Here is a 12,573-nt window from a genome sequence, read left to right as displayed (position 1 = left end):
CGCCCGGAAGTATCCGGGCGGCCCCTCCGGCGATCGGCGCTCAGGCGGCGCGCCGCTGCTCCAGAACCGGTGGCGCGGGCGCCTTCTCGACCTCGTTGAAGCCGGGGCGGCCGTGCCCGATGAAGGCGACCAGCCACGAGAACACCGCCATGAAGCGGTTGCGGAAGCCGACCAGGTAGAACAGGTGCACGGCCAGCCAGGCGAACCAGGCGATCACGCCGGTGAACTTGATCTTGTCGTTCAGCTTGGTGACCGCGCTGAAGCGGCTGATCACCGCCATGCTGCCCTTGTCCCAGTACTGGAACGGGGTGGCGGCCGGCTTCTTGCCGCGAATGATGTCGGCGACGTGGCGGCCCTCCTGCATGGCGACCGGCGACTGGCCCGGATAGCCGTTGAGCGAGGTCATATCGCCGATGGCGAAGATGTCCGCGTGTCCGCCGACGGTGCAGTCCGGATTGATGAGCAGTCGTCCGGCACGGTCGGTTTCGCAGCCGGTGACCTCGGCCAGCAGCTGCGCGAAGCCGCCGGCCTGCACGCCCGCCGACCACACCACGGTCTCGGCGGCAATGCCGCGCTCCACGCCGTCCTTGCTCTTGACGGTCACCTTGCCGAGTTCGATATCGGTGACGAAGGTGTCCAGCAGCACCTCGACGCCGCTGCGGCTCAGCGACTTCTTCGCATACTCCGACAGCCCGCCGCCGAAGGGCGGCAGCACCGCGCCCGCGCCCTCGACCAGGGTGACCGAAATATCCTGGTGGTAGTGCCGTTTCGACAGCTCCTTGAGTTGGCCCGCCACCTCGACGCCGGTCGCGCCGGCGCCGACCACCACGAAGCTCAGCAACCGCTGCCGAGTCGCCGGATCGGCGTGCCTGGCGGCCTCGAAGACGCGCTCGATCTGGGCGCGCAGGCGCTTGGCATCGTCGATGGTCTTGAGCGAGAAGGTCTTGTGCGCGAAATCGTCACGGCCGAAATAGGACTGGCTGGCGCCCGTGGCGGCGATGAGCTTGCCGTAGCGAATCTTGCTCAGACCCTGCGGGGTTTCGTAGGTGAGCACGGCGGCCTCGGCGTCGATGTGGATGACCTTGCCGAGGCGGGCTTCACCGTTCTTGTGGTGGCGAATGATATTGGCGATGGGCGGGGCGATCTCGTCCGAAGCCAGCACACCCGTCGCTACCTGGTACAGCAGCGGCTGGAAGAGATGTTCCGGCGTGCTCGAGATGAGCACGTACCGCACCCCCGACTTGTTCAACTGCTTCGCGGCGGCGAGACCACCGAAGCCCGATCCGACGATGACGACATCAGCGGTTTCGATTCCCGCGTCCACGTATTGCATGACAGCCTCCTTCTGTCATTACCAACCGTGATTCGAAGCGGGAATGTTCCAGGGGTCAGGGCGCATAATCTAGATGACTCTTATCTAGGTTGATCATGAATTGGAGAAGCGCCGTGGAGCTGCGACAACTGGCCTACTTCGTGGCGGTCTGCGAGGAGCTCAGCTTCAGCCGCGCCGCCACCCGCTGCTTCATCTCGCAGTCGGCGATCAGTCATCAGATCGCGCGGCTCGAGCGAGACCTCGGCGTGCCGCTGTTCGAGCGGTCCACCCGGTCGGTCGTGCCCACCGACGCGACCACTCGGCTACTTCCTCTTGCGAAGCAAATGCTGAGCCTGGAATCCGCCATTCGCGCAGCTGTGCGGGCCTCCGGGCCGCGAATTCGCCTGGCGGCCAATATGAGCTTCGCAACAAGATCACTGTCCGCCATCGCCGGTGCGCGCGAGGCGCACCCGGGCGCGGAGATCGAATTCGTCATCAAGCCGTTCCGCCAGCGCATCCAGGCGGTGGCGGATGGGGACTGTGATCTTGCTCTCATTCGCGGGAGCGTGGATCAGCCCGGACTGAGCGTCGAGAAGCTCTGGGTCGAGGATCTCGTCATCGCCACCTCGACCTCGCACCCCTTGGCGGGCCGCGACGATGTCACCCTCACGGCGCTCGGCGCGTACCCGCTGCTGCTGCCGCCGGAGACCGATCAGGTGCTGCTGCACAATGTCGTCCGCTCCGCCTTCGCCGATCTGCCGACCGGGCCGGCCTTCGGTCCGCCCATTCCGCCGGACCACACCGCCACCATGGAGCTCATCAATCGGCCCGACGCGTGGACGATTCTGTATGCCGACAGTCAGACCGAGGGCATCGCGACACTGCGACTGACCGGACGGCATCCGCTGCGGGTGCCGGTCTCGGCGGTGCTGCGCAGCGATGTGCGCCGCTCCCCCATCCTCACGACACTGCTGGCCGCCCTGCACTCCGCGTGAAACCGGAGCATTGCCCGAATTCGGCCGCGCCGACCGCAAATTGGTGCGGCGCGCGGGCCGCGACACACCTACTCTGGCATTCGTGAGCCAGGAGCACATGCGGGCCTCCGACGCCGACCGCCAGCAGATCGTCAACCGGCTGCAGCTGGCCATGAACGAGGGCAGGCTCAGCCTGCACGAATTCGATGAACGACTGCAGCAGGTCTACTCGGCCAAGACATACGGCGAGCTGTCCCCGATACTGTCCGACCTACCGGCGCAACGGACCCAGCGGGCGCAGCCCGCCGGGAAGTCCAAGGGGCGGGTGCCGCAGTGGATCACGATCATGTGGATCCCGTGGGTTTTCGTCAACGCCCTCATGGTGCTGATCTGGCTGGCCACCGGGCTCGGCTATTTCTGGCCGTTCTGGGTGGCGGTGCCCTGGGGTCTCGCGCTGCTCATCCCCACCACCATCGGCATGGTCGTGGACGGGGACGACAAACGGGTCGAGAAGGCGCGCGAGAAGCACGGGCACCGACCGTAGGGAACCTGGGGCACCAGACCGCAGGGAACCCAGGGGGCGCCGACCGGTCAGGCCAGCGCCGTCGCCACGGCCAGATGCAGGCGAAGATCCTCCGGCTCTTCGTCTTCCAGCGCCCAGACGATTTCCTCCATGGCGCGCATGAAGGCCCAGCCGCGGGCGCGCTCGGCATTCACCTCCAGGGCGGCGGCGGTGCGCTCCACCACCGCGCGAGCATGTTCGGGCGTCGGATCGCTCTGCACCTGGATCATGATGAGGAATCCGGCGTCGAAGGCGGCCTCGCCCAGATACGCCTTGGGATCGATGAGCAGCCACGGTTCCCGCTCCGCCGCAACGATATTGCCCAGATGGGTGTCGCGGTTGACCACCAGCAGCGGGCCGTCGGGCACGGTGAGCTTGTCGCACCACTGCGCGGCCTGCCCGAGCAGCGGGGCCGGAATCACCTGCGCGAGCTCGGGTTCCGGATCGATGAACAAGCGAGTCCACTCCGCCACCATGTCGGCGGCCGGGGGCAGGGCCGGATAGTCCCCGGGAATGTCGAGGGGCTCGCGCCGCAGCCGCCGGTACAGGCGGCAGGCCTGCTCGATCTTGTCGATGTGCTCCGGGCGGCCCTCCAGGCTGGGGAAACCCGGCTGCTCGAGCAGCGGCGTGCCGGGCCGCGCCCATTCCAGCAGCATCGCGCCGGTGGCGGAATCGAATTCGTACAACCGGACCGCGCCGTCACCCCGATAGGCGAACAGGCCCGCCGCCTCGCCGATGTTCTCCGGATCCACCACCGGAATCTTCAGCACCGCGACCGAGCCGTCCGCACGCCGCACCGGGGCCACATACGAGTGCGTCCCGCCCCCGAAGGCGGCGCCGGTCACTTCCAGACCCCATGCCGCACACCGCTCTTCGATCACGCGCGGCAGATCCGCGAGCCACCGCTCACCCCGCTCCTCGAAGATATCTCTGATGTTCTCGGCGACGTCCACGGGCAGCAGTGTCATGCCCCCTAGCATGTCATCCGGCGCCTTCGGCGGGTGCGGCGGTCTCGTGCACCGTCCGCCACTGACAGGTCCGGCCATCGGTGACCAGGACCGCGGTCACGGTACGGCTGGTGCGGGTCTCGGCGAGCATGTTCTCCGCGACGAAGCGCACCACGATGAGATTGCCGCTGCGCGCCAGCTCCCGGATATCACGCACCTCGATTTCCAAGCCCGGCTGCAGGTTCCGGGCCGACCACAAACCCCGCAGCAGCGTCTCCCGATCCACCGCCTGCCCGGTCGTCACCACCGAGGTGAACTCCTCGTCCAAAGCGCCGGAAATCCGGTCGAACACCTTCGGCAGCGCATCGGAGCCCAGCCATTCCGCGAGGTCCCAGTGCAGGGCGGCAACCACCTCCGCCAGTTCGGGATTCATTGACATCACGTCTCGATCTCTGCTTCGGCCGGCCCCCGGCCATTTCCGGCCGCAGGTCACTCTATGCGCCCGGACCTGTGCCACGCGAGGAGAATCGAGTCGGGCGCTGACGATCGGCGTGGGCCGAGTTCTCACGACCGGGTACGCGGTCACCGAGCCTCGAGCAACCGCACCACGCTGGTGCGCAAGGCCCGTCCGGCCGCGGCCGCGGACATGCGCCCGCTGTCCCGCTCTTCGCTCGCCGAGTGGGCGAGCCGGATGGTGACGGCGACCAGCCAATCGATCGGGAGGCCGTCGTCGAATTCCCCGGCCGCCCGCCCCCGCTGGATCACCTGCGCGATCCGGTCGGCAATCGAGGTGTGCCGTTCCCGGTCGTCCTGCGTGCTCACCGGCAGGGCGTTGATCCGTTGCAGCAGAGCCGGATACCGGCCCGCCTCCGCCGCGGCCGCATCGAGCATGCGCAGCAGCGCCTCGATCGCCGGACCGGAATCGGGCTCGGCGGCGTCCATCGCGGCGGCCGTCCGTTCGGTGAGCCGGTCGAGCACCGCCAGCAGCAGCCGTTCCCGCGACGGGAAATGCGCGTACACGGTCTGCCGGGTCACCCCGGCGGCTTCGGCAATGGCCTCCACGCTGGCCTCGGGCTGCGCATCCAGAATCCGCGCCGCCGCATCCAGAATCGCCGCCTGACTGCGATCGGCGTCCGCCCGGCGTTTCCGCACCCGCGACGCACTCATTTCTTACACCTTGTCAGAGTTCCCACAACTCTATATCTTACAACTTGTCAGACATAAACGAGCCGCCTTCCCTCCCAGGAGGTTTGATGCCCACGTTCACCGACGCCGACCCGGCCCGCTTCATCGCCGACTTCTACGCCGACTTCAACGACCAGCTCCTCAACACCGACGACGCCCCCGCGACCATCGTCGACCGCTTCCACACCCCCGACATCGTCCAATTCGCCGACGGCCACCGCATCGACCGAGCCAAACTCATCGCCCACACCCGCCCGGTCCGCAAGAACCGCCCCACCGCCCACATGCAAGTCCACACCGCCATGTCCGACGGCGACCGCCTGTCGGCCCACTACACCCTCCACGTCAACCAACGCGGCCAAGACCTGTCCATCGAAGTGTGCTTCTTCGGCCACTTCACCCCCGACGGCCGAATGCGCAGCGCCCACTGCCTCACCCGCACAACGAAGGAGGACCGACCCGCGCCCACCGCCCGCTACGAACTGGCCTGAGCCCGAGCGGGGGGATGCTGGAAAGTAACGGGCGCGATCCGTACGCGATGTGTTCCAGACAACACCTACTCAGGAGGTCGGAATGCTATCTGCAAAGCGGCTTGCGGCCGGCGCGGCGGTTGTCACCGCAGCTGCGGGCGCTATGTTTGCTGGTGGGGGTGTGGCCCAGGCCGATGTACCGGTCTGGCAGGCCAACTGTCACGTCTACAACATCTTCAACACCGGCGGCATGTCCACTTGCGAGCTGCCGGCCTGGCATCAGGTGAAGCTCACCTGCGTCGCGTGGCCCATCCCGTTCACCTACTGGAAGTACGGCCCTATTCACTACGGGCAGAACCAGTCCTGGGCCAGCTGCGACTCGCTGGGCGCACTGGTGCACGTCGAGGTCATCCAAGCGTAGGAACGGCACGACGACGCGAAACAGCCCCCGGGCGTTTCCGACCGGGGGCTGTTTCGATTGCGCTCAGCGCGAAGGGTTTCAGCCCTTGTGGGCCTTGACCGCCTCGGTCAGCTGCGGGGCGACATTGAACAGGTCGCCGACGATGCCGTAGTCGCTGATCTCGAAGATCGGGGCCTCTTCGTCCTTGTTGACGGCCACGATGGTCTTCGAGGTCTGCATGCCGGCGCGGTGCTGGATGGCGCCGGAGATGCCCAGGGCGATGTACAGCTGCGGGGAGACCGTCTTACCGGTCTGGCCGACCTGGAACTGGCCCGGGTAGTAGCCGGAGTCGACGGCGGCGCGGGACGCGCCGACGGCGGCGCCGAGGGCGTCGGCCAGCGGCTCGACGACCTTGCCGAAGTTCTCGGCCGAACCCACGCCACGGCCACCGGAGACCACGATCGCGGCCTCGGTGAGCTCCGGACGGTCGCCGCCGACGATCGGCTCGCGGGAGACGACCTTGACGACGCCCTCTTCCTGGGCGGGGATCTCGACGGCGACCTTCTCGCCGGCGCCGGCGGCCGGGGCGGCCTCGATGGCGCCCGGGCGCACCGAGATGACCGGGACATCGCCGGTGGCCTTGGCATCGACGGTGAACGCGCCACCGAAGATGGAGTGCTGCACCGAGCCGTCGCCATTGATGGCGATGGCGTCGACCAGCAGGCCGGAGCCGATGCGGGCGGCGAGACGGCCCGACACCTCCTTGCCCTCGGCGGTGGCGGCGACCAGGATCGCGGCCGGGGCGGCGGTCTCGGACAGGCCGGCGAGGACGTCGACCTTCGGGGTCACCAGGAAGCCCTCGGCGTCATCGGACTCGGCGACGTAGATCTTCTCGGCGCCGGCGGCGGCCAGAGCGTCGCCCAGCTTGTCCGCGGTGCCCGGGGCGGCGACCACGACGGCGGCCGGGGTGCCCAGGGTGCGGGCGGCGGTGATCAGTTCGGTGGTGACCTTCTTGGGCGCACCTTCGGCGTGCTCCACGAGCACGAGTACTTCTGCCATTGTCTTTCTCCTGAAGTTCGTTGGGCTCGGGGGGCTTTAGATGATCTTCTGTCCGACCAGGTAGGTGGCGATCTGCTGACCGCCCTCGCCCTCGTCGACGATCTTCTCGCCCGCCGTGCGCGCCGGCTTCGGGGTCACACCGGTGACCTGGGTGCCCGCGTTGGCCACGCCAACGGTCTCGGGATCCACGCCCAGATCGGCCAGGGTGAAGGTCTGAACTTCCTTCTTCTTCGCGGCCATGATGCCCTTGAAGGAGGGGAAGCGCGGTTCGTTGATCTTCTCGGTGACCGAGACGATGGCCGGGAGGGAGGCCTCCAGCTTGAACACGCCTTCGTCGGTCTCGCGCTCGCCGGCGATGCGGTCGCCGTCCACGGTCAGCTTGCGCAGGTGGGTCAGCTGCGGCAGGCCCAGGTACTCGGCGATGATGGCCGGCACGGCGCCGGCGCGGCCGTCGGTGGCCTCGTTGCCGGCGATGACCAGTTCCACGCCCTCGATCTGGCCGAGCGCGGCGGCCAGCACGTAGGCGGTCTGCACGGCGTCGGAGCCGTGGATGGCGTCATCCTTGACGTGGATGGCCTTGTCGGCGCCCATGGACAGCGCCTTGCGGATGGCCTCGGTGGCACGCTCGGGACCCATGGCCAGCACGGTGACCTCGCCGCCCTGCGCCTCCTTGATCAGCAGCGCTTCCTCGACGGCGCGCTCGTTGATCTCATCGAGGATCGCGTCGGCGGCCTCGCGGTCGAGGGTGTAGTCACCGCTGGTCAGCTTGCGCTCGGACCAGGTGTCAGGAACCTGCTTGATCAGTACGACGATGTTCGGCATTGGTCTTCGTCGACCTCCTGTTCTGATGGCACGGGTGTGGCGGTCGCACGATCGGCTGGCCGTACGTCCACAAGTAGCTCGTCGGGGAGATTACCCTACGTTAAGTTACTCATGGGTAACTTAGGCTGTGATGTTCTGCATCACCAGATCCGGCTGCGGCTGTGATATGGGCAACCGCTAACGTCGGACGGATGAGCGAGGCCGTGATACCCACCGAAACCCCCACCGATCCCCTGCCTTTGACCGGTGAACGGACGGTGCCCGGTATCGCCGAGGAGAACTACTGGTTCCGCCGCCACGAGATCGCCTACGTGCGACTGCTACAGCGGTGCGAGGGCAAGATCGTGCTGGAGGCCGGCAGCGGAGAAGGCTACGGCGCCAATATGATCGCCGATGTCGCCGAGCGCGTGATCGGGCTCGATTACGACGACAGCGCGGTGGCGCACGTGCGGGCCAAGTACCCGCGGGTGGAGATGGTGCAGGGGAATCTGGCCGAGCTGCCGCTCGACGACGAGTCCGTCGATGTGGTGGTGAATTTCCAAGTCATCGAGCATCTTTGGGATCAGGCGCAATTCATGCGCGAGGTGCTGCGGGTGCTGCGGCCGGGCGGGACGCTGCTGATCAGCACGCCCAACCGGATCACCTTTTCGCCGGGGCGCGATACGCCGCTCAATCCCTTCCACACCCGCGAGCTCAATGCCGCGGAGCTGACCGAGCTGTGCGTCGAGGCCGGTTTCCGGGTCGAGTTGATGGCGGGCGTGTTCCACGGTTCCGCGCTGCGCGCGCTGGACGAGAAGTGGGGCGGGTCGATCATCGACGCGCAGATCGAGCGGGCCGTGGCGGGCGAGCCGTGGCCGGCCGAACTGGCCGCGGATGTGGCCGCGGTCGCGACCGATGACTTCGAGCTGCTCGCCGATTCCGAGGCCGAGATCGACGCCAGCCTCGATCTGGTGGCCATTGCGGTGAAGCCGTGAACGAAAAAGGTTCCGTTCCAGGGCAGTTCACGCTGGTGCTGCATTCGCACCTGCCGTGGCTGGCGCATCACGGGCGCTGGCCGGTGGGTGAGGAATGGCTGTACCAGTCGTGGGCGGCGTCCTATCTGCCCGTCGCGAAGGTGCTGAGAAACCTTGCGGCCGAGGGGCGTTCGCATCTGCTGAGCCTGGGCATCACGCCGGTGCTGGCGGCGCAGCTGGATGATCCGCACAGTTTGTCCGGGATGCATCACTGGCTGGGCAACTGGCGGCTGCGGGCGGACGAGGCGTCCATGGCGGGCAATACCGCGCTGGGCAGCCACGAACACCGGCTCGCGAACGAAGCCCTCGAGGATTTCGAGACACGCTGGCGGCACGGAGCCTCGCCGGTGTGGCGGCAGCTCATCGATGCCGAGGCCATCGAATTGCTGGGCGGGCCGCTCGCGCATCCGTTCCAGCCACTGCTGGATTCGCGGCTGCGCGCATTCGAATTGAGCGAGGGCCTGGCCGACGCGCGGCAGCGGTGGGGGCATACGCCCACCGGAATCTGGGCTCCGGAATGCGGATTCACGCCGGGAATGGAGCAGGGGTACGCCGCCGCCGGGGTGACCCACTTCATGGTCGACGGTCCCGCGCTGCGCGGGGACACCACCCTCGGGCGACCCGTGTGGGATTCGGATGTGGTGGCCTTCGGTCGCGATCTGCACGTCAGCTACCGCGTCTGGTCGCCGAAATCCGGCTACCCGGGTCAGGCCGCCTATCGTGATTTCCATCACTACGATCACGCCACCGGCCTCAAACCGTCCCGGGTGACCGGCAAGACGGTCGCGGGCCCGGACAAGGCTCCCTACGATCCCGCGCTCGCCGCCGAGGCCGTGCGGCGCGATGTCGCCGATTTCGTGCAGACCGTGCGGGAACGGCTGATCTCCGAGTCCGAGCGCATCGGGCGGCCCGCGCTCGTGGTGGCCGCCTTCGATACCGAATTGTTCGGGCACTGGTGGCACGAGGGGCCGCAGTGGCTGGAGCAGGTGCTGCGCGCGCTGCCCGAGGCGGGCATTACCGTCGGCACCCTCGCCGATGCGCGGGCCCATGGCTATGTCGGGGAATCGGTGCAGCTCAGCGACTCCTCCTGGGGTTCGGGCAAGGACTGGCGGGTGTGGGCCGGGGATCAGGTCGCCGATCTGGTCGAACTCAATGCCGACATCGTGCGGCTGGCGCTGGACACCCTCGACAAGATGCGCGTCGAGACCGGTTCCGAGGTGCCGGGTTCCGGACTGGGCGGGCTGCGCAATCCGGTGGCCGATCAGCTGCTGCGCGAGGCCATCCTGACCGTGTCCAGCGACTGGGCGTTCATGGTGTCCAAGGATTCCGCGGCCGGTTACGCCCGGGACCGGGCCCATCAGCACGCGCATGCGGTGCGCGAAATCGCCGCCGCCGTCGCCGCCGGTCAACTGGCCAAAGCGGGGCAGCTTGCCGCAGGATGGTACGCGGCCGACGGACTGTTCCCAGCGCTCGATGCGCGCCGTCTCGGCTCTGTGGCAGAAGGACCCTAATGAAGATCTTGATGGTGTCGTGGGAGTACCCACCCGTCGTTGTCGGCGGGCTGGGCCGCCACGTCCATCACCTGGCCACCGAGCTGGCCGCCGCCGGGCACGAAGTGGTCGTGCTGGCCCGCCGCCCCATGGGCACCGACGCGAGCACGCACCCGACGCATTCGTTCGTCGAGGACGGCGTGCTCGTCGTGGCGGTCGCCGAGGACCCGCCGTGCTTCGACTTCGGCGAGGACATGCTGGCGTGGACGCTGGCCATGGGGCACGCCATGGTGCGCGCCGGCATGGCGCTGCAGAAGGGCGGCATCGGCGAGGGCTGGATTCCGGACGTGGTGCACGCCCACGACTGGCTGGTCGCTCATCCCGCCATCGCGCTGGCCGAGTTCTACGACGTCCCTTTGGTTTCCACCATCCACGCCACCGAGGCCGGCCGGCACAGCGGCTGGGTCTCCGGCCGCGTCAACCGTCAGGTGCACTCGGTGGAATGGTGGCTGGCCCACGAATCCGACGCCCTCATCACGTGTTCGGAGTCGATGAAGGACGAAGTCGAGCGCCTCTACAGCCCCGAGCGGGTGCCGGTCACGGTCATCCGCAATGGAATCGACGTGGGCGCGTGGACCTTCCGCGAACGCGCCCCACGCTCGGGTCCGCCCCGGCTGCTCTATGTCGGCCGCCTGGAATACGAGAAGGGCATCCAGGACGCGATCGCCGCCCTCCCGCGCATCCGCAGAGCCCACCCCGGAACGACGCTGACAGTGGCGGGCATCGGCACCCAATTCGATTGGCTGCGTGAGCGCGCCCGCGCCCACCGCGTGGCCCGCGCCGTGAATTTCGTCGGCCGCCTGGACCACACGGACCTGCTCGGCTGGCTGCACGGCGCCGACGCCATCGTCCTGCCCAGCCGCTACGAGCCCTTCGGCATCGTCGCCCTGGAGGCCGCCGCCGCCGGCACCCCCCTGGTCACCTCCACCGCGGGCGGTCTCGGCGACCTGGTCACCGACGGTGTCACCGGCGCCTCCTTCGAACCCGCCGACGTCAACGGCCTTGTCGACGCGGTGAACTCGGTCCTGGACGACCCGGCCGCCGCGCAGGATCGCTCCTGGGCCGCCCGCGAACGCCTCACCGCCGACTTCGCCTGGGACGTGGTCGCCCAGGAAACCGCCCTCGTCTACCAGTCCGCCAAACGCAAGGTCCGCAACCCCCTGGGCCGCCCCGCCATCGTGGAACGCCCGCTCCCCGAACGAGACCCGAACCAGCCGTACTGACCGCCCGGCATCGAACCGCTGGCCTCCCGAACGAATCGGGACAGCCCGGACCATCTCGCCGTGGATCGAACACATGCTCGATCCACGGCGATACCTTCGCCCCATGGTCAGCTCTCAGCACGAGGCGATGCACCGGCTCTTCCAAAGCCACCCCGAGGTCTTCGGCCGCGCTTTCACAGCGCTGAATCTCCCTTTTCCAGAACCACGTTCAGTCGCTTTGCTGCCGAACGATCTCACCGAGATCGAACCCCTGGAACGGCGCGTCGACACCTTGCTACGCATCGACACCGCCGAAGGACCTTTCCTCCTCCTGGTCGAGGCTCAAGGACGAGACGACAAGCGGAAGTTCAGCGCCTGGGCCTACTACCTCGCACACGTTCACGCGAAATACGACCTGCACCCGGTCCTACTGGTCATCTGCCAGGACACGGCCACTGCCGCTTGGGCGGCCGGACCGTTCCACATCGGCCCTCGTCAGTGGACAAGTCTCATCGTTCGCCCACTGGTCCTCGGGCCACACAATGTGCAGCCGATCACCGACTTGCGCACCGCAGTAGACGACATCCCTTTGGCCACGCTGTCAGCAATCACCCATGCCAATGACCCCGGCATCAATGACATACTGAAAACGCTGGCCACCGCATTGCAGACCATCGACGAAGACGACGCCCTGATCTTCGCTGAACTCACCGAACTGGGTTTGGGCAAAAGCCGGGCCGGACAAATCTGGAGGCAGTTGATGACCGTGGACCTCTCATTCTTCCGCTCCGAAACCTCACAACGTATGCGTGCCGAAGCCCGCTCCCAGGGCCGTGCCGAAGGTCGAGCCGAGGGCCTCGCGGAGGCTGTGCTTCGCATGCTCGATCGTCGCGGATTGGCAGTGCCCCGTGATATGCGTGACCAGATAATGTCCTGCACTGATTCCGAACGCCTACTGGCTTGGCTGGACAAGGCGGTCTCGGTCGACTCTGCCGACGACCTGTTCACGGACGAGAGCTGAACCCTTCGCGCTGAGTGCGCCTGAATGCCCCTGCCACATTTGGCGGGGGTCATTCG

At 67.5% G+C, this 12,573-nt stretch carries 14 protein-coding genes; 8 read left to right on the top strand and 6 right to left on the bottom strand.

The features are described from left to right. Positions 1-40: 40 nt before the first annotated feature. Positions 41-1,333, bottom strand: coding sequence for an NAD(P)/FAD-dependent oxidoreductase (locus tag ACYQ5L_RS10320; protein ID WP_459957144.1), 1,293 nt, complete (start codon positions 1,331-1,333; stop codon positions 41-43). A 113-nt stretch (positions 1,334-1,446) separates the two neighbouring features. Here ACYQ5L_RS10320 and ACYQ5L_RS10315 point away from each other — a divergent pair, with 113 nt between their 5' ends. Both ACYQ5L_RS10315 and ACYQ5L_RS10310 read left to right on the top strand, forming a co-directional pair. After that, positions 1,447-2,307, top strand: coding sequence for a LysR family transcriptional regulator (locus tag ACYQ5L_RS10315; protein ID WP_379200015.1), 861 nt, complete (start codon positions 1,447-1,449; stop codon positions 2,305-2,307). Between the two features lie 82 nt (positions 2,308-2,389). Beyond that, complete coding sequence (locus ACYQ5L_RS10310; RefSeq protein ID WP_459957143.1) at positions 2,390-2,830, top strand: DUF1707 domain-containing protein; 441 nt, start codon at positions 2,390-2,392, stop codon at positions 2,828-2,830. A gap of 47 nt (positions 2,831-2,877) precedes the next feature. On the opposite strand, the gene ACYQ5L_RS10305 is transcribed toward ACYQ5L_RS10310, so the two are convergent. The 3 genes from ACYQ5L_RS10305 to ACYQ5L_RS10295 form a co-directional block, all read right to left on the bottom strand. Further along, the gene (locus ACYQ5L_RS10305) at positions 2,878-3,816 is read right to left on the bottom strand and encodes an aminoglycoside phosphotransferase family protein (RefSeq protein WP_459957142.1); all 939 of its coding nucleotides are present in this window, start codon (positions 3,814-3,816) and stop codon (positions 2,878-2,880) included. Positions 3,817-3,829: 13 nt separating this feature from the next. Continuing rightward, a complete protein-coding gene (locus tag ACYQ5L_RS10300; protein WP_459957141.1) occupies positions 3,830-4,228 on the bottom strand; it encodes a hypothetical protein in 399 nt (132 codons plus the stop codon). Positions 4,229-4,377: 149 nt separating this feature from the next. Then, positions 4,378-4,962: a TetR/AcrR family transcriptional regulator gene (locus ACYQ5L_RS10295; protein ID WP_459957140.1), complete on the bottom strand. Its 585-nt coding sequence runs from the start codon at positions 4,960-4,962 to the stop codon at positions 4,378-4,380. 86 nt (positions 4,963-5,048) lie between these two features. Between ACYQ5L_RS10295 and ACYQ5L_RS10290 the strand changes: the two genes are divergently transcribed. After that, entirely contained in the window at positions 5,049-5,471 is a 423-nt protein-coding gene (locus ACYQ5L_RS10290; protein ID WP_459957139.1) for a nuclear transport factor 2 family protein, read from the top strand. Between the two features lie 82 nt (positions 5,472-5,553). Further along, positions 5,554-5,871, top strand: a complete 318-nt coding sequence (locus ACYQ5L_RS10285; protein ID WP_459957138.1) for a hypothetical protein — start codon at positions 5,554-5,556, stop codon at positions 5,869-5,871. 78 nt (positions 5,872-5,949) lie between these two features. On the opposite strand, the gene ACYQ5L_RS10280 is transcribed toward ACYQ5L_RS10285, so the two are convergent. Together ACYQ5L_RS10280 and ACYQ5L_RS10275 are read right to left on the bottom strand one after the other, a co-directional pair. After that, positions 5,950-6,909 carry an electron transfer flavoprotein subunit alpha/FixB family protein gene (locus ACYQ5L_RS10280; RefSeq protein WP_459957137.1) on the bottom strand — a complete coding sequence of 320 codons (960 nt, stop codon included), beginning with the start codon at positions 6,907-6,909 and terminating at the stop codon, positions 5,950-5,952. Between the two features lie 36 nt (positions 6,910-6,945). Continuing rightward, on the bottom strand, positions 6,946-7,731 hold the full coding sequence (locus ACYQ5L_RS10275) for an electron transfer flavoprotein subunit beta/FixA family protein (RefSeq protein ID WP_459957136.1): 786 nt from the start codon (positions 7,729-7,731) through the stop codon (positions 6,946-6,948). A gap of 191 nt (positions 7,732-7,922) precedes the next feature. Here ACYQ5L_RS10275 and ACYQ5L_RS10270 point away from each other — a divergent pair, with 191 nt between their 5' ends. The 4 genes from ACYQ5L_RS10270 to ACYQ5L_RS10255 all read left to right on the top strand — a co-directional run bounded on the left by ACYQ5L_RS10270 (position 7,923) and on the right by ACYQ5L_RS10255 (position 12,517). Continuing rightward, a complete protein-coding gene (locus ACYQ5L_RS10270) occupies positions 7,923-8,705 on the top strand; it encodes a class I SAM-dependent methyltransferase (protein WP_459957135.1) in 783 nt (260 codons plus the stop codon). Next, a complete protein-coding gene (locus tag ACYQ5L_RS10265; protein ID WP_459957134.1) occupies positions 8,702-10,255 on the top strand; it encodes a 1,4-alpha-glucan branching protein domain-containing protein in 1,554 nt (517 codons plus the stop codon). The genes ACYQ5L_RS10270 and ACYQ5L_RS10265 overlap by 4 nt, the downstream gene beginning before the upstream one ends. Further along, positions 10,255-11,517 (top strand): glycosyltransferase family 4 protein, encoded by a 1,263-nt coding sequence (locus ACYQ5L_RS10260; RefSeq protein ID WP_459957133.1) that lies wholly within the window; start codon positions 10,255-10,257, stop codon positions 11,515-11,517. Before ACYQ5L_RS10265 ends, ACYQ5L_RS10260 begins: the two co-directional genes overlap by 1 nt. Before the next feature lie 103 nt (positions 11,518-11,620). Continuing rightward, on the top strand, positions 11,621-12,517 hold the full coding sequence (locus tag ACYQ5L_RS10255; protein ID WP_459957132.1) for an RpnC/YadD family protein: 897 nt from the start codon (positions 11,621-11,623) through the stop codon (positions 12,515-12,517). The last annotated feature ends 56 nt before the right edge of the window (positions 12,518-12,573 follow it).

Source organism: Nocardia sp. IFM 10818 (assembly GCF_054655275.1).
This window is presented reverse-complemented; position numbering and strand designations above follow the sequence as displayed.

Coding starts and splice junctions, on each gene's coding strand:
- ACYQ5L_RS10320 (WP_459957144.1), bottom strand. CDS start 1,333: ATGCAATACGTGGACGCGGGAATCGAAACCGCTGATGTCGTCATCGTC.
- ACYQ5L_RS10305 (WP_459957142.1), bottom strand. CDS start 3,816: ATGACACTGCTGCCCGTGGACGTCGCCGAGAACATCAGAGATATCTTC.
- ACYQ5L_RS10300 (WP_459957141.1), bottom strand. CDS start 4,228: ATGAATCCCGAACTGGCGGAGGTGGTTGCCGCCCTGCACTGGGACCTC.
- ACYQ5L_RS10295 (WP_459957140.1), bottom strand. CDS start 4,962: ATGAGTGCGTCGCGGGTGCGGAAACGCCGGGCGGACGCCGATCGCAGT.
- ACYQ5L_RS10290 (WP_459957139.1), top strand. CDS start 5,049: ATGCCCACGTTCACCGACGCCGACCCGGCCCGCTTCATCGCCGACTTC.
- ACYQ5L_RS10285 (WP_459957138.1), top strand. CDS start 5,554: ATGCTATCTGCAAAGCGGCTTGCGGCCGGCGCGGCGGTTGTCACCGCA.
- ACYQ5L_RS10280 (WP_459957137.1), bottom strand. CDS start 6,909: ATGGCAGAAGTACTCGTGCTCGTGGAGCACGCCGAAGGTGCGCCCAAG.
- ACYQ5L_RS10275 (WP_459957136.1), bottom strand. CDS start 7,731: ATGCCGAACATCGTCGTACTGATCAAGCAGGTTCCTGACACCTGGTCC.
- ACYQ5L_RS10270 (WP_459957135.1), top strand. CDS start 7,923: ATGAGCGAGGCCGTGATACCCACCGAAACCCCCACCGATCCCCTGCCT.
- ACYQ5L_RS10260 (WP_459957133.1), top strand. CDS start 10,255: ATGAAGATCTTGATGGTGTCGTGGGAGTACCCACCCGTCGTTGTCGGC.
- ACYQ5L_RS10255 (WP_459957132.1), top strand. CDS start 11,621: ATGGTCAGCTCTCAGCACGAGGCGATGCACCGGCTCTTCCAAAGCCAC.